Below are 16,421 nucleotides of genomic sequence, written 5' to 3'. Positions count from 1 at the left end.
AGTCTTTGGAAAATAACTGAAGATAACATCGTCTGCTTACATCATTTTATTGAAGAAGATACTGTTACGAGCTGCGAATTTAGCCCTGATGGCACTCAGCTAGCAATTACTGGTCATAGCGGCGCCAGTCTTTGGCAAATAACTGAAGATAATATTAGCTGCTTACACCGTTTTATTGAAGAAGAAGATACTGTTACGAGCTGCGGATTTAGTCCTGATGGCACTCAGCTAGCAATTACTGGTCGTGGCGGCGCCAGTCTTTGGAAAATAACTGAAGATAATATTATCTGTTTACATAAATTTTCTGATGAGAGAATAATTAGAGGCTGCGGATTTAGTCCTGATGGCACTCAGCTAGTAACGGCAGGCCATAAAGGTGTAAGTCTTTGGCAAATAACTGAAGATAACATCGTCTGCTTACATAACTTTCCCGATCAATTTTTGATCAGAAGCTGCGAATTTAGTCCTAATGGCACTCAGCTAGCAATTACTGGTCATAGAGGTTCAAGTCTTTGGAAAATAACTGAAGATAACGTTATCTGTTTACATAAATTTTCTGATGACTATGGTGCTGAAACCTGCAAATTCAGTTGCGATGGTCTACACCTAATACTAGGAGGTCATGGCGGCGCCAGTCTTTGGCAAATAACTGAAGATAACATCGTTTGCTTACATAGATTTTCTGAAAAACAAGCTGTTATGAGCTGCGAATTTAGTCCTGATAACACTCAGCTAGTAACGGCAGGCAATGGCGGCGCCAGTCTTTGGAAAATAACTGAAGATGATATTAGCTGTATGCATAATTTCTCCGATGAATTCTTTGTAAGAAACTGCGAATTTAGCCCTGATGGCACTCAGCTAGTAATAGGAGGATATCAGAGCACTAGTCTTTGGAAAATAACTGAAGATAACATCGTCTGCTTACATAAATTTTTTGATGATTATGGTACTGAAACCTGCAAATTTAGTCTTGATGGCACTCAGTTAGTAATAGTAGGATATCAGGGCACCAGTCTTTGGCAAATAACTGAAGATAATATTAGCTGCTTACACCGTTTTATTGAAGAAGAAGATACTGTTACGAGCTGCGGATTTAGTCCTGATGGCACTCAGCTAGTAATTGCTGGTCATAACGGCGCCAGTCTTTGGCAAATAACTGAAGATAATATTATCTGTTTACATCATTTTATTGAAAAAGATGTTGTTATGAGCTGCGGATTTAGTCCTGATGGCACTCAGCTAGCAATTACTGGTCGTAGCGGCGCCAGTCTTTGGAAAATAACTAAAGATAATATCATCTGCTTACATCGTTTTATTGAAGAAGGTACTGTTACGAGCTGCAAATTTAGTTCTGATGGCGCTCAGCTAGTAACGGCAGGCAGTAAAGGTGTAAGTCTTTGGAAAATAACTGAAAATAACATCGTCTGTTTAGATCAAATTGAAAAGAGTTTAAGAGTGTTTGATATTGACCGAAGCTCAGACAATAATAGTGTTGCTGTGACTAGTTTTGATCGTACTTACTTATATTCTTTAAAGGCTAATAAGATAGCTGAAACAGGTGTTTTACAATTCTTCAACGATGCTATTATTAGTTATACGGATGGTAGCTTTACAAGCGTTTCTTCAATACAAGGCAAAGCTTGGAAATATTTATATAATAAGGTTACACATGCAGATAATACTATACAAATATTAGAACCTGATACTCATCCAGATTGGGATAAAGTATATAAAGATTCATATACCGACGTATAAATCGCCCCTTGAGCAAGACCGCACCAAATCTTGTGTAAGTATTAAATTAACTAAAATACGTTTACACAGGATTTGGAATAATTTCTATTCTGACAAGTCATTAAAAGTTAATTTGAATGCTGACTTTAGACTCATCTATACCAGCCACACAAGCAACCATATGCTTTGCTTCAGCTATGATATCGGACAATGCATTCTCGTCCTGCTCACTTGTATTTTCATCAATAGCACTCATTATCTCTTTCGACTTTGACTTATCTTCAAAGACAGACCACTCAAGACTGTCAATATCAAGGTCAATATTTTCTAGTAAGTCATCTGTCGTTATATAAGCTAAAGGATATCTTTGACCATCAGTTAGTTTTCTCCAAGCTTTCTTAAAATTAGCAGTATCTGGTAATAACGAATATTCACTAATATGAATAACCTTCCTTCCCTCGTATTCCTTTGAAGCTTTCCAACCTGAGATCTTACCAATCATAAAGGCTTGACCATGACTAACGCCATCTTTTACCGCCCATGGTGCTCTATGGTTTCGCATAAGGATGACATATTCAGCTTTATCAAGACGATCAGTCCTTGCCTTCCAATAGGCTGAACCCCCTTCTAATTGCATTTTTTCTAAATCTTTACCTGTGTATATACCTATTACGCTAGTCATCTTGTGAGTCCTTATGGTGGCTGATTCGTATTTATTATGCACCATTACGGAAATAATTCAATAAAATAGAAAATATTTGCGTAAATAAAATATTTTTAGGCTTTTTTATGTTTTATATACAAATATTTGCGCAGATATTTAGTTAGAGTTAGTGGCCTTAGCCACATCAGCGATCAGATGCCGTGAGCACTTGGTCATACCTTGTATCTCAGAATAGCTATGCCCAGACTTTAGCAAACTAGCGATGATCTTACGCTTTTCGGTATCTTTCCTACGACCGGCATATTTACCTTCTGCCTTAGCACGAGCAATACCTTGCATCTGACGGTTACGGCGATCCTCATAATCTTTTCGAGCAATGGCTGCGAGCATATCCAGCATCATCGAGTTAATGGCTTGCAATACACTGCTCATAAATTCAGTGCTGCTTTCAGATTGAAGCGCCATATATGAGGTCGGAAGCTCTTTTGATACGATAGAGAGCTTTTTTTCTGATAGCATTCTTTTGAGAGTATCCCAATCAGCTTGGTTCAAACGTGCCAAGCGATCAATTTGCTCAACTAAGATAACATCGCCCTTATGAGCATCTTCGATCAGCTGCATAAGCTTGGGTCGCACCAAGATAGCTCCTGATTCGTTTTCGATATAGAAAGCGGCAATCTTGTGGCCATGATCGTTGGCAAATGCTATGAGTTCGCTTTTGGCACGCTTAGCGTCTTGTTCTTTGGTAGACGCTCTAAGATACGCTCTAATAAACATAAACACCTAAAATAGTCTGTTATAAGTGGTTCCATTATACCAGTCTGTTATAAGTGGTCTGTTAATAGGTTTGAAGGGTGAAATAGCTGGTTCCCTTGGGGTATACCTAGCGGAACTACCTCAAATACATCTAAAGTCATTTATCATAATTTAACTAACACTAATTCTTGTCTTCAATCCATTCTTTTTGAGTTATTTTGTATAGTACGTATTCGGCAAGTGGGTCTGCTACTTCAAAAGCAGGGTGGTGGAAGTCTTTTTTCGTATTCTTCATCTTAAGGCGTTGCATGACTAGTTGTGAACGTTTATTTATCTTTGAAGTGAACGATACTACCTCATTAAGTTCTAGCTCTTCGAAAGCAAATTTTAAAGCAGCATTTGCGGCTTCCGTTGCGTAGCCGTAGCCCCAAAACTCTTTACCTAATCTCCAACCTATTTCAATACAAGGGTTGAATGGGAAATCATATTGCGGTTGATGTAAGCCTACAAATCCTATGAAAGTATCACTATCTTTTAGGCTTACTGCCCAAATTCCCCAGCCTCTTTCTTCTATGAGCGACTGGCACTTTGAAGCCATGGCATCACTTTCTTCTTTCGATAGTAGCTTAGGGAAATACTCCATTACGTCCTTATCCGAATTCATTTTAGAAAATGGCTCTAAGTCCATCTTCTGCCATTGTCTTAAATAAAGGCGGTTTGTTTCTATTTTTTTTGGCATATCTACTCTACGTTCTTCTAGAAGTTATTTATAGGAATAAAGGCTGTTCCCTAGTGAGGACTTGAAACTTGGGCTGTAGAATGATGGTTTCAGGGCTTTAACTCGCTGAGATAGCCACAGTGTATTACCATACATACTCTATTCATGATCGGTGCGTGTATAGCGCACCGAACATGAATAGAGTATACCTATAAGGGACCACTCAGGCCCTCTCACTGGTTTGGTTTCCTATATAAGGATCTAACGTGTTCCAACAATAGTAAAAATTGTTAATTTATATTTTTATGTTAGGTGATAGGGGTTAATAGCTTTATGAGAGATGAATTAGAAAATACTAAGTCCACACAGAAAAACTCAATTCATAGAAAAATTGGTTTAGGCATTTATATCATATTTGCTGTGATCTATTATTTTTTTATGAAAGACATGTTTCTTGATGGAACTTTCTTCCTTATAGTAGGTATAGCGCTTCTTTTAATTATTATATTTAAATTCTTTAAAGACCATACTTACGATTTTCAGGTTATAGCAGTTTGTATGTATTTTCTTATATTTGGTTCAGTTCATATTCTGCAATTGAGTCCATTAATTTTAGTTGTAGCTGGCATTGTATTAGTAATAGTTACGATATTTCCACACTCAAGGTCAGTTAAAAAAGGTTAGTGTTACCTTGATTAACTAAAAGGACAAGCAGTCATGAAAAAGAGACTAGCAGTATTTTTGCTGACGTGTATTATGCTGACAGGGTGTACTAAAGTTATTGATACTCAGAGGGAGAGCACTCAAAACAATGTTCCAACCGTAAAATCTGATGTTGAGAAGGATTTTGAAAATCTCACATTACAAGCTAATCTAGGAGATGCTTCAAGCCAAGCGGAATTAGGGCTTATATACTACTATGGTAGAGGCGTTCCTCAAGATTATTCAAAAGCATTTTATTGGTTACAACAAGCAGCTAACCATGGACATAAAGAAATGCAGGGGATGCTGGCATTGATGTATGAGAAGGGTCAAGGCGTAGATCAAAACGATGCTAAAGCGTTTGAGTTATATCAAAACTTAGCCAATGACGGTATTGACTTATACCAATCAAAAATTGGAGATATGTACCTTAAAGGTAAAAGTACAACCCAAAGTGATACGAAGGCTTTTGAGTGGACGCGCAAGGCAGCTTTGCAGGATCTTCCAATGGCTCAATCAGGGCTGGCAGTATTCTATGAGAAGGGTATCAATATACAGCAGGATAAAAACAAAGCGCTAGAATGGTATCAAAAGTCTTGCAGCAATGGATATCCGTTTGCCTGTGCTGAGTATCGAAGACTTTATCAAAAATAGATATCTGAAATCTAAATACCTCCTCAAAAATTAGGGTTATAACCTACAGTTCGATGTCTGTATAGCGCATCGAACTATCGGCTATCTCTTTATCAGCCCATTATTATCATCGGTTTTTAATGCTGGTACACGTTCTTGTATTGCATGATAGAACCTATCTTTGTCTTTTGGTGATATCACTATGCTACCACCTTCATATCTTATCTCAATCCTATCTAAAGACAGTGCTGGAGCAGATAAAGTACTGCTGGTAGGAGTGATATGGGTAATGTCTTCTAACGAGATACTCTGAGTAGAAAAACCATTTTTCACTAACAATGTGTCAGCTGTCAAAGTGTACTTTATATTAAAAAACAGTACCAATAGCAGTAACGCAGTTGGTATGGTAAAAAGGCTTATAAATATTATTCTTTTAATAGAACTATTGTTGTACATCCATTCCCATACAGGCACCAAAACGAGTAGTAAGCTAGAACCCAATATTAAAAACGCCAACCAAAAATCAATCTTTGATGTAAATATAGTATTTATCATAATTTGTTAGCAGAGCGCCTTTAGTTAATATTTATATTAGAATAGCTCAGTTCATGTACACCACCAAGTACACTGTCATAATCTTGATGGCTGTATCTACTATCGTATATAGCCCACAGCCTAGTGTTCAAGTCCTCACTAGGGAACCGCACCAGTGAAATTGGTTTGTCATAGGCATACTTACAATAGATTATAGTGAAGTGATAGGGTGACGGAGCAGGCGGTAGTACTTTAATATTGGCCCGAACTCATATTACAACTTATGATCATTAATAAAATCAACCATCACTTGGGCGGTCCGCCCATCTCCTCCTAGGCATAAAAGCGCCCGCGTTCCTTATAGTTTCGTTGGCTTATTTGAGCTCTTTATTTTTGCGCTCAAGCGCTTTGATGGCTGACCAAGAGGCATTATAGTTCGGTTAAGTTGTTCATGGAAGAAATCCTGTTTGCATAAGTTGGTCTTGGTAAACCTACTTTAGCAATTGTGAACTTCTTGTTTTTGTCTTTTTTGGCGCTCCCTTCTCCTGAACTGGGGTTATTTATTACTCAAAATTCTAAACAATTTGTTTTATGAGACAAAATTATTTGTTTCTGTTTTCCAATTATGTTCCAATCATAACCTTTTATCGGTGTTTTCATACACTTTAAGCGCATCAAAAGTACTTAATCTTGAAGGAGATAATCGGCTATGCAAGGAAGTAACTCGCCAAATGGCAATCCGCCACATAATAATTTTGATGCAGCAGAGCAAGATTCGCGCATGCAGCGGTTTTTAAAAGGAGTAGAGTGGCTCGGTAATTTACTACCGCATCCTGTTATTTTATTTGTATGGATGTCAGTATTTTTACTGGTTCTTTCAGCAGTACTGTCTTACTTTGGTATATCGGTAATCGATCCACGACCAGAGGGTGCAAGCGGCCGTAGCGCTGATGGAACTATTGAGGTCGTCAATTTATTAAATGGCGAGGGCTTAGCTCGTATTGTTGAAAACTTGGTGACCAACTTTACTGGTTTTGTGCCACTTGGTACGGTGCTGGTAGCACTACTTGGTGTTGGTATCGCTGAGCGCTCTGGAATGATATCAGCCGCACTACGTGGGCTAGTGTTAAACGCGCCAAAGAAAATGGTTACCTTTACTATTGTGTTCGCAGGTATTATGTCAAACACGGCCGCTGAGCTTGGTTATGTGGTTTTGATACCACTTGCTGCGGTCATATTTCACTCTCTTGGTCGACATCCATTAGCTGGTATCGCGGCGGCATTTGCTGGGGTATCTGGTGGTTATAGCGCTAATCTATTACTTGGCACAGTTGATCCTTTATTATCAGGGATTACTCAAGAAGCGGCACGTATCATCGATCCAGCTTACACTGTTGGGGCAGAAGCCAACTGGTACTTTATGATGGTGAGTACTTTTTTGATTAGTGGTTTGGGTTATCTTGTGACCGAGAAAATCGTCGAGCCAAGCCTTGGTAAGTACAATCCTACTGACGCCGATGATCCCTCAGTATTAGATACCAAAGCTGAGCGCGTATCTACTATTGAGAAAAAAGGACTTTTTTGGGCTGGTATTAGTATGCTGGTATTCTGTTTATTATTGGCTTGGACCGTGGTACCTGCTGACGGCATCCTGCGTAATGCTGAGACAGGTCTGTTGTCAGGTTCGCCATTTTTAAAGGGTATCGTTGTCTTCATTTTTGTGTTCTTTGCCATACCTGGTTATATATATGGAAAGATTACTGGTAGCATAAAAAACAACCAAGATGTAGTAGATGCGATGAGCCATGCGATGAGCTCGCTCAGTATTTATATCGTCTTAGTCTTTTTTGCAGCACAGTTTACCGCCTTCTTTAATTGGTCAAACCTTGGTTCTGTAATGGCAGTATCTGGTGCAACTTTCCTAAACGATATTGGTTTAACAGGTCCTTTCTTATTGATCGGTTTTATCTTGATATGTGCGGTGGTTAACTTGATGCTTGGTTCGGCATCTGCGCAATGGGCCGTAACAGCACCAATATTTATCCCCATGCTAATGCTAACTGGCTATGCGCCTGAGATGATACAGGCCGCATACCGTATTGGAGATTCGACTACCAATATCATTACCCCTATGATGAGCTATTTTGGTCTCATTATGGCAGTTGCTATTCGTTATAAGAGAAATACTGGTGTTGGCACACTTATGGCGATGATGTTACCTTATTCAATTGCGTTCTTAGTTGGTTGGATTATTTTATTTTGCGTCTGGGTGTTTGTATTTGGTCTGCCAGTAGGCCCTGGTGCAGAGACGTTTTATCCTGCTAGATAGTAGTGAATCGAAGTTTTGCTAAATGACCCCAGTTCGGGAAAAGGGAGCGCCAAAAAAGAAGTCCACAATTGCTAAAGTAAATTTATCAAGACCAACTTATGCAAACAGGACTTCTTATATGGACAACTTTTACCAATCATTCAAGCCAGAGTTTGAAACCCACATCATCGCTAGTGGCCGGCGTCAATTGAGACCATGCTATAGATTCTTTTTAGCTTCTCTCTAACACCACGTTTTTAGTATTTCTATTATCCACGGTAGTTTGGATCACTGACATCAGTAGAATAAGTATTATCATCTGACAGCAGATCACGTATATCATGCTCAGCATTACTATAAGACTCATTTTGCTGATTATTTTCAGCCTCATGACTAGATGTTTGCATATTGACCGCAGAAGAATCTTTTCCCTCATCCAAGCCTATATCGCCACCCAAACTTTCAATCATACTTTTAAACAATTCTTTATCCGATTTTCTCGTTAAAAAATCTGGAAAATGAATCGCAAAATACTCTCGAATCATCTGCTCACTTTCACCATCAGTTGCCAATACCTGACCTAAAAACGCCCCCATCAAAATTTTCTGCTTGTTCAGTCGCTTATCTAACTTTACTTGCTGAACCTTAGCTTGGCGTTTTAACTCTTCTAACCGTTGACGCTCTTTTAGCTCATTAGAGTCTTGACTATCAAAAATAGACACAGGCGCTTTATTATTAGATACTGACATCAGATTTATCCTTATCAATTAAATTTTACTCAGCATAGCAAGCACCCCACTATCATTCAATCACTTGTGGTAAGCTTTAACACAACAGCATCAGACACCTTAGTTATATTATTTTAGCATCTGATGGTTGTGTCTCCCTGACTAAGGGCGAAGTAACGACTCAAAATTTAATCTATCCACTTCGTTACTATTCTTAATTTTGAATCCTTCTTCGTTGGGGAAACCCCAAACCCCGCACACCACGAAAAGCGGTGGTGTGCAAAAAGCAAAAATAGCAGGTGGCTCTTTATGACGATGGTACACATTGCAACAAAGGCGATTTCTCGAAAAGCAGGGCAGTCGGCTGTGGCGTCGGCGGCCTATCGTGCTGGCGATGTGCTTGATGATGCCAAATATGGTAAGACCCATGACTATAGTAAAAAGTCTGGGGTGATGAGTAGCGATATCGTTTTACCATTTTCATTAAAGGCGCTGGGTGTGAGTGTGGATCGGGAGACGCTTTGGAATACCGCTGAAGCGGCAGAGACACGTTCGGACAGTCGGGTGGCGCGTGAGTGGCTGATTAATTTGCCGTATGAGTTAGACGAGTATGATCGGCATCAGCTGGCCATAAACTTTGCCCAAAAGCTTTGTGACGATATGGATGTGATTGCTGATGTGTGTATCCATCGTCCGGTGATGAAGTTGCCATTCGATCCTAGTGTACCACCAAGTTCTAAGTATTTGCGTGAGGGTGAGGAAAACCCTGATCCCCGTAATTTTCACGCGCATATTTTAGTCACTACTCGAGCGCCTACCATTGGACCAAATAAAACCTTGGCGTTTGATCCAAAGCTTAAGACCCCGTTTGAGTGGTCCAATAAAAAACGTAAGGCGCATGATCTGCCGTCATCGATGCAGGAGATTAAGCGTATTCGGGAGATGTGGGTAGATACCGCCAATAAGGTATTGGCCGAATATCATCTACCGCTGATGGATGCGCGCAGTTACAAGGATCAGGGGCTTGATCAGCAGCCCACTATTAAAATGGGAGTGGAGGCGACGGCCATGGAGCGCCGAGGCATCACGACCGAAAAAGGTAATACCAACCGCGCCATCAAAGCACGCAACAAATTGGTGGCTGACAACCATATCAAACAGGAGGCAGACAATGAGCGACGAATTAGCGCACTTAGAAAAGGACTTGCTTGGGCAACTGAGAAAAACGCAAGACTACCTGGACGCATTGGAGACACAAAACAGCGAGCTGATTTTGCAAAACAACTCTCTGGAAGCTCAGAACCTCACATTACGTACTGCACAGAACAAAATAATAGAACGGCAATTCGAGTTGACGACACAAAACGATGCGTTGAAGAGGCAAAATCAGGCATTGCTTGGGCAGCTAAACGATGCGAAAACCTACCAAAGCGATGTGATGACACAAAACAAAGAATTGACGACACAAAACAAGCAATTGAGGGAATCACTGAAGCTATCAGAAAGTCAGATATTGAAATTAACAGAGCAACTGAGCGAAGTGCAAGACCAGCCCCCAACCCCTTCGATGACGACGCACGACGAGCAAGAGCTGCTCGACTTGATCGACAAGAAGGACGCATTGATCGAGACACTCGAGCAAACCGTTTTAAAGATGAGAGAATCTTTGAGTATGCTGAACGTATGAAGCTGCACCTAGCCATGCGCTTAATACAACGTCATCGTGATGATATGGCTATCAGATGGGCTCAAGGAGAAACCGCGGATGACGCCCCTGATAAATTTGATCAGCGGCAAGTGGCACTACTCAACGAGTTTGCACAGCACCATGGTATTGAGGACCACGATAAAGCGGTGGAATTTACCGCGCACTTACGCCAAGTGGCCAAACGTTTTGATTACACGCTGGTTGAAAACAACAAAGCCATTATCAAGCTGTTGCGTGATCCTAACGCTGAACGTGAGCAGTATCTAGCGCTTACCAAACATTTTACAGATTTCAGAGACAGTATCGATCAAAAACGAGCGGAATTTAATAGCAGTATCATCGACAAGTTAGGTGGTAGCGCAGGAGAGGTTGGCAGAATGACTCGGGACATCATCTCATCGTCTAGCTACATAGAAGGGTTAAACCATTACATCAATAATGATAGTCATTCAGTTGAGGCAAGAGACGTTGCCAAAGAATATTTAGCAGATACCTTGGATAAAACCTGTCAGCAATTCAAACTTGCGTTGCGTGATGTTAACTCTTTACCACCAACCCAGCGTAAAACCTACTCAGAGGCGCTTAAAGCCACTTTAGAGACGTTTACTGAGCAATATGGCAAAGAGCTGTCTGAAAGCCAATACAAAGCGTTACAGGGTGGTTTAGAGTCGTACCAATATCAAGTTAATAAAGCGCATTCACCTAGCCGAGGATTTAGTCCTTAATCTAATCCTTAAAAAAACGATTACTGAGGGATAAGTTACTTAGGCAAGCTACGTTGTTAAAGTGATGATTTTTCACTTATCCACAAAAAAATTTATCACCCGTTTCTTTAAGGGTTTTTATTTAATCCTGTTTACTCCTGTTTACTCCTGTTTAAGAGCCTTTTTTCACCTTTAATATCAATAGCTTACAAAGAGAAAAAACAGTAAATGAGCAGAAAAAACAGTAAATGAGCAGAAAAAACAGTAAATGAGCAGAAAAAACAGTAAATGAGCAGAAAAAACAGTAATATATTAAATACTGTTTATTTAACTGTTTATTTAACCGTTTTTGATGTTACCATAGCTTGAATGTTTTTAAAAAAACAGTAAATGAGCAGGATTAAAAATGGAAAATAATTTAGTTGTTCAATCAAACGAGCTGATTTTAGCAACATACACAATGCAAAAAACAGACAAAGAGCTAATGCTAGCGTGTATTAGTCAGATAGACAGCAGACCTGACGCACCAGAAGTAACAAAACAGACTGAATTTAAAGTGTCTGTAGATGATATAAAGTCACTGTTCTTTGGTAAGAAGTCTAAAAACGAGCAGAACGTCTATCGTGATATGGAAAACGCAAGTAAGCGTTTGTATGACGTTGATATTGTAATGAGCTTGCCCGAAAACAAAATACTTCAAACAAGACTTATCAGTAGTATTGTCTATGACCCGGATAACGGAGAAGTTTCTTTATCTTTTGCAGAAAAGATTTTGCCTTATTTGACACAGCTAAGAGCTAATTTTACTAAGTATAAGTTGCTTGAAATCGGCGAGTTATCAAGTATCCACTCAATACGTTTATATGAATTAGTCGTTATGTGGGTTAATCAGTTTCAGTACAGCAAAGATTTTACACTTGAAGAATTTAAGCATGTAATGAATGTCAAAGGTAAATACAAGCAGTTCGGTCATTTGCGACAATTTGTTATTGAAACAGCTATTAACGACATTAACGAGAATACAAACTATAGTGTTAGCGTGGAGTATCAGAAGAAATCGAGAGGTAAGGGATTTAGAGGCTTAAAGCTGAGTTTCCATAAAAAAACATTAGACAAGCTAACGGGTGCAGACGGTGCATTATCGCAAGCAGCCATCCAGTCCATTGTCGATAGCGTGCAGTTTATGAATGACTATAACGATCATCCAAGCCTAAGTTATGACGGCAAAATGCAGACTGACGCATTTAAGCGCGAAATGATTAATATCATACAACGAGAGCCTGAAAGCTTTAACAAGCCTAATAAGGCTTTAGAGAGCTATTTACCAAAGATTAAACACTAATGTTTTTTCAAATATCCGTTAAAGTCAAAAGAACCACCGTTTTTTCTTCTTAGCCGTCGCGACGATTGAATCGTCTTTTTTTTCTTGCTCTTGTTCAAGTGGCGGCTCATCGCTTATTTCAGCTTGCTTAAACTCTAGCAGTCTTACTTGTGCGAAATCATGGATACTGGCGTTGGCTTTATCCAGCGTTTTGTTCAACTGTCCTATCTGCTGCTGATAATTTTCAATTAACTTTTTTTGATCGCTTACCTGTTGGCTGAGGTGTTCGTTTTTGAGCTTCTCAAGCGCTAATTGGTGTTCAATGTCCGTACTGTACTGAACGTTTTGACTGTTCAGAGGTGTACTTTGAACAGTGTCCACTAAACGTTCAGTACGTTTTTTCAGAAGAGGCTCGCCAAACACTCGCAACATTTCTGAAACGTCTATTTTCTTATCTGCTGTTCTGGATAGCTCGCCATCATTGACTTTCTGATAGATCGTCGTTCTTGACACACCCCATTCTTTTGCCGCTTTTGTCACCGATATGTTCATTGTTCACCTAGTGTTCAAGTACGTTTTTAGAACCTGTACAGTGCAACTGTCCAGAACGTTCAGTGAACAACTATGGCATTAACCTCCCTATTAGGCAAATTGAATATTTGAGCAACTTTGCGTGAGTGAAGGTGGCGTATCAAGACAGTCTTTCTAAGCTGGTTTGTGAACTGTTCTAGATGCATTTTGAACTAGTAAATATCTATCATCTTAAAACGTGAATAAACGTGAATAAACGTGAATTAAGTGATTTACAGTGTTTATAAGGCGTTATACACTTCTTAGTATTACTAATGACATCCCAGGACATAACGTCATGTTAGATAAGAAGATTAAATATTTAAAAGCTACAACCCAAAATCTAAGAGATGAAGAGCTGTTAGGCAATATTGTTTTAAGACAGTGGGAGGTTATTGTTGATTTAATTGAGCATACTAGAAGTTTAAACCTTGATAAGCCTGTCCTTCTAAAGAAGACAGAAAGTGATATAGGTTTAGTAACTCCTGAGAACTTTCGTAAACGTATGAGTATGCTCAATCAAGAGTTCAGTGATAATAATCTAGGTATTGAGATTAAGAATAGTAAAAGTAGTGTGGTAATAGCTATTAATGATAAAAAGCTAAATGCCAATCTCAACCAGCAAACAGCGGAATTTATCAAACAAAGCAATGAACATAACAAATTAGAAGGTGATAAATTAATAGCACCAAAGGCAAGTTCAAGACCTGCACAAAGTAAAAGACAGGTTTTATTTAGTTATTCATGGGAATCTGATCAAGAAGAACTAAGTATCCAACGAAAATTTGCAGACATGCTAGAAAATGGTCTTAAGAATCCTCCTTCCGAATATAAAGATAGCCCTAAAGTTTCATTATTTATCGATCATAAAGGTTTTAAGCTAGGTGAAGATCAAATAGAACAACAGGATGCAATGTGCCAAGAAACACCTATAGCGGTTATCTGCTATACCCAAAAGTACCTTTATTCGGCAGCTTGTAATCGTGAGATAGATTATTATTTAACAAAAGATGGTAATAATATTCCTTATCGGCGCGCTCTAATTCTACCGTTTGATTGCACACATAGTGACATGGACGACAGATTCAAAAAAAATCTGTCGTTGATACCTCCTCCCGACTTTATTAACGGTTTAGATTTTTTTAGTAGTGCATCAATTGCTAGTAAAAAAGATCTCATCGGACAGTTGGTCAGAAATATATATAACTGGTTCGAGGAAAATCCGAATCCACCTAACTTTGATAAACACTATGATGTCAAAAATAAGTTGAAAGAGACGGGAGATAGCATCGACTTAGCCTTTCAAAGTCCAGAGTATTTAAAAGGCAATACTCAACAATATCAATATGAAGGAGCTATTGATATTGTTGATCTGATGTATGATTGGTCAATAGATACGACAGATTTTGAGACTCGGCTATTCTACTTATTAGGTGATTTTGGGTCTGGTAAATCAACCAGTTGTCAGATGTTAACTAAAAAATTAATGGACAATTACAACGATAAGATAGCGAAAAATGATATTTATAACAATCAGCCTGTTCTGCCTATCTATTTAGATTTAAAAAAGCTCCTTAACGCATTTAGTAATCAGAAAGATATTGCTATCCAACCTATTAGTTCACTGTTTGAAACTATGCTTAGTAGCACTGGGATTACTAAGAAAGTATCAGGCGATAGCATCATTCAGTTTATCAACGAATATCCTTGTCTACTAATATTTGATGGTTTTGATGAAGTAGGGCAAAAGCTCAATGCACAGCAACAGACCGGATTATTGAATAAATTATTGGAAATATTCCCTAAAAAAGTTTATCAACAAGATCTCAACCGTTTAAATCAAGATAGTAATCAGAAAACTTTATCAGGCGTGCCTATTAATTCACGTATTTTAATCAGCTGCCGAACACATTTTTTCAAAAATTATGCAGAGCAAGAAGCATTTCACCAGCTTTATTATCGTCATGAAGCTGGCTTCATTGCTGGTGAAATAAAAAACTACCAAATTTATTACCTTTTACCTTTTACAAAAGAACAAATTGAAAATTATCTTATTAATTGCCTTGGTAAAGCTGACGCAGAAAAGGCGTTAAGGTTTATAAACAATGTTCATGATTTATCAGGACTGTCTGAGCGTCCGCTGATGCTGAACCTTATTATGGATTTATTACCTGAGCTACAAAAAGAATTTCAAAATAATCCCAATATTAATGCATCAACACTCTATCGAATGTTATTCGATAGAGTTGGACTTCGTGATAATGAAAAACACTTAATACCATTAGGTGAGAAAAGAAAATTATTAGGACGGTTTGCACTATATTTGTGGCAACAAGGCATTACTACCTTGCACGTAGAAGCTTTAGATGAATGGTTATTATGTAATTTAGATGACTATCCACAACTGAAGATCAAGCTTACTTCTGGTCTATGTGAACCTGAAGTAATGCTACAAGACTTACATAATGCTAGTCTGTTAGTACGAGACAATGACGATGAATATCGTTTTGCTCATACTTCATTTTTTGAATTCTTTGTTGCTGTAGGTATATTTGATAGTGTTGTTCATTGCAGTAATTATCAGCAAGGATTTGATCTCATATTTACTAAGGATAACCTTGGTAAGGAGATAGTCCAGTTTCTATTGGATTGGCGTCTATCTAATAATGGAAGTGAGAAAGTTAAATTTGATCAAAATTGGCAGCAACTCCAGAAAGCAAGTAATAGTGTTACTAGTCGGCAAATAGCTTTCGATATATGGTATTTTTCTTATCGTGAGAATCAAGAATTTACTGTGCTAGACAAACCAAACTGGCAAAACTTGAATTTAGTTGGTATCAATTTAGACAAACAGTCAGAAAGTAATATTTTAGACTTGAGTGGTATTAATTTATCTAATGCTAGTATTGAAGAATGTAGTTTTAGTTTTATTAACTTCTCCAAAACAAACCTAACTCAAACTTATTTTAGACAAAATAAGTTTGATGCATGTAAGATTGAAGACTGGGTAAATGAAAAAACAGTTTTTCGTGGCAATAGATTCAATAATTGTTTGACTCCAAATATGTGGAAGAATTCTAGCTTGCCGCATTCAAACTTAGTCACTCCATCTAATGGAAGTCGCATCGAAAATAATTCTCCTAATTTACAACAACTTATACATGAAAAATCAAGTGGCAGATTATCTTGTCTTCATCCTGATGGCACTCAGCTAGTAATTGCTGGTCATAGCGGCGCCAGTCTTTGGAAAATAACTGAAGATAACATCGTCTGCTTACATCATTTTATTGAAGAAGATACTGTTACGAGCTGCGAATTTAGCCCTGATGGCACTCAGCTAG

Annotated in this window: 12 protein-coding genes; 6 read left to right on the top strand and 6 right to left on the bottom strand. The window is 38.5% G+C overall.

Translation table 11 applies throughout. The features are described 5' to 3' along the window. The coding region (locus tag FOR85_RS11795) for a WD40 repeat domain-containing protein (RefSeq protein WP_144298064.1) at positions 1 to 1,755 on the top strand (1,755 nt) is incomplete at its 5' end. 100 nt (positions 1,756 to 1,855) lie between these two features. Here FOR85_RS11795 and FOR85_RS11790 read toward each other — a convergent pair. The 3 genes from FOR85_RS11790 to FOR85_RS11780 all read right to left on the bottom strand — a co-directional run bounded on the left by FOR85_RS11790 (position 1,856) and on the right by FOR85_RS11780 (position 3,893). Beyond that, a complete protein-coding gene (locus FOR85_RS11790) occupies positions 1,856 to 2,416 on the bottom strand; it encodes a hypothetical protein (RefSeq protein WP_144298063.1) in 561 nt (186 codons plus the stop codon). A gap of 138 nt (positions 2,417 to 2,554) precedes the next feature. Next, on the bottom strand, positions 2,555 to 3,175 hold the full coding sequence (locus tag FOR85_RS11785; RefSeq protein ID WP_144298062.1) for a recombinase family protein: 621 nt from the start codon (positions 3,173 to 3,175) through the stop codon (positions 2,555 to 2,557). Between the two features lie 160 nt (positions 3,176 to 3,335). Further along, a complete protein-coding gene (locus tag FOR85_RS11780) occupies positions 3,336 to 3,893 on the bottom strand; it encodes a GNAT family N-acetyltransferase (protein WP_144298061.1) in 558 nt (185 codons plus the stop codon). Between the two features lie 696 nt (positions 3,894 to 4,589). On the opposite strand from FOR85_RS11780, the gene FOR85_RS11775 reads away from it, so the two are divergent. Next, positions 4,590 to 5,228, top strand: a complete 639-nt coding sequence (locus FOR85_RS11775) for a tetratricopeptide repeat protein (protein WP_144298060.1) — start codon at positions 4,590 to 4,592, stop codon at positions 5,226 to 5,228. 81 nt (positions 5,229 to 5,309) lie between these two features. Here the strand turns inward: FOR85_RS11775 and FOR85_RS11770 are convergent, their stop codons facing one another. After that, positions 5,310 to 5,762, bottom strand: a complete 453-nt coding sequence (locus FOR85_RS11770) for a PH domain-containing protein (protein ID WP_144298059.1) — start codon at positions 5,760 to 5,762, stop codon at positions 5,310 to 5,312. 688 nt (positions 5,763 to 6,450) lie between these two features. Between FOR85_RS11770 and FOR85_RS11765 the strand changes: the two genes are divergently transcribed. Next, entirely contained in the window at positions 6,451 to 8,070 is a 1,620-nt protein-coding gene (locus FOR85_RS11765; protein WP_144298058.1) for an AbgT family transporter, read from the top strand. Positions 8,071 to 8,318: 248 nt separating this feature from the next. Here the strand turns inward: FOR85_RS11765 and FOR85_RS11760 are convergent, their stop codons facing one another. Beyond that, entirely contained in the window at positions 8,319 to 8,798 is a 480-nt protein-coding gene (locus FOR85_RS11760) for a hypothetical protein (protein WP_144298057.1), read from the bottom strand. 288 nt (positions 8,799 to 9,086) lie between these two features. Between FOR85_RS11760 and FOR85_RS11755 the strand changes: the two genes are divergently transcribed. Continuing rightward, positions 9,087 to 11,210: a MobA/MobL family protein gene (locus FOR85_RS11755; RefSeq protein WP_144298056.1), complete on the top strand. Its 2,124-nt coding sequence runs from the start codon at positions 9,087 to 9,089 to the stop codon at positions 11,208 to 11,210. A 385-nt stretch (positions 11,211 to 11,595) separates the two neighbouring features. Then, the gene (locus FOR85_RS11750; protein ID WP_087815676.1) at positions 11,596 to 12,531 is read left to right on the top strand and encodes a replication initiation protein; all 936 of its coding nucleotides are present in this window, start codon (positions 11,596 to 11,598) and stop codon (positions 12,529 to 12,531) included. Positions 12,532 to 12,555: 24 nt separating this feature from the next. Here FOR85_RS11750 and FOR85_RS11745 read toward each other — a convergent pair whose 3' ends face one another. Then, entirely contained in the window at positions 12,556 to 13,062 is a 507-nt protein-coding gene (locus FOR85_RS11745) for a plasmid replication DNA-binding protein (protein ID WP_144298055.1), read from the bottom strand. 316 nt (positions 13,063 to 13,378) lie between these two features. On the opposite strand from FOR85_RS11745, the gene FOR85_RS11740 reads away from it, so the two are divergent. Continuing rightward, a partial coding sequence (locus FOR85_RS11740) for a pentapeptide repeat-containing protein (protein WP_144298054.1) occupies positions 13,379 to 16,421 on the top strand: 3,043 nt, incomplete at its 3' end.

It is taken from the genome of Psychrobacter sp. YGAH215 (assembly GCF_007280595.1).
Classification (GTDB): Bacteria; Pseudomonadota; Gammaproteobacteria; order Pseudomonadales; family Moraxellaceae; genus Psychrobacter; species Psychrobacter faecalis.
The sequence above is the reverse complement of the archived record's forward strand: the minus strand, read 5'-3'. Positions and strand labels throughout refer to the sequence as shown.

Bases quoted from the DNA above. Each gene is read 5' to 3' on its own strand.
- FOR85_RS11780 (WP_144298061.1), bottom strand. From the start codon at position 3,893: ATGCCAAAAAAAATAGAAACAAACCGCCTTTATTTAAGACAATGGCAG.
- FOR85_RS11765 (WP_144298058.1), top strand. From the start codon at position 6,451: ATGCAAGGAAGTAACTCGCCAAATGGCAATCCGCCACATAATAATTTT.
- FOR85_RS11760 (WP_144298057.1), bottom strand. From the start codon at position 8,798: ATGTCAGTATCTAATAATAAAGCGCCTGTGTCTATTTTTGATAGTCAA.
- FOR85_RS11745 (WP_144298055.1), bottom strand. From the start codon at position 13,062: ATGAACATATCGGTGACAAAAGCGGCAAAAGAATGGGGTGTGTCAAGA.
- FOR85_RS11755 (WP_144298056.1), top strand. From the start codon at position 9,087: ATGACGATGGTACACATTGCAACAAAGGCGATTTCTCGAAAAGCAGGG.
- FOR85_RS11790 (WP_144298063.1), bottom strand. From the start codon at position 2,416: ATGACTAGCGTAATAGGTATATACACAGGTAAAGATTTAGAAAAAATG.
- FOR85_RS11785 (WP_144298062.1), bottom strand. From the start codon at position 3,175: ATGTTTATTAGAGCGTATCTTAGAGCGTCTACCAAAGAACAAGACGCT.
- FOR85_RS11750 (WP_087815676.1), top strand. From the start codon at position 11,596: ATGGAAAATAATTTAGTTGTTCAATCAAACGAGCTGATTTTAGCAACA.
- FOR85_RS11775 (WP_144298060.1), top strand. From the start codon at position 4,590: ATGAAAAAGAGACTAGCAGTATTTTTGCTGACGTGTATTATGCTGACA.
- FOR85_RS11770 (WP_144298059.1), bottom strand. From the start codon at position 5,762: ATGATAAATACTATATTTACATCAAAGATTGATTTTTGGTTGGCGTTT.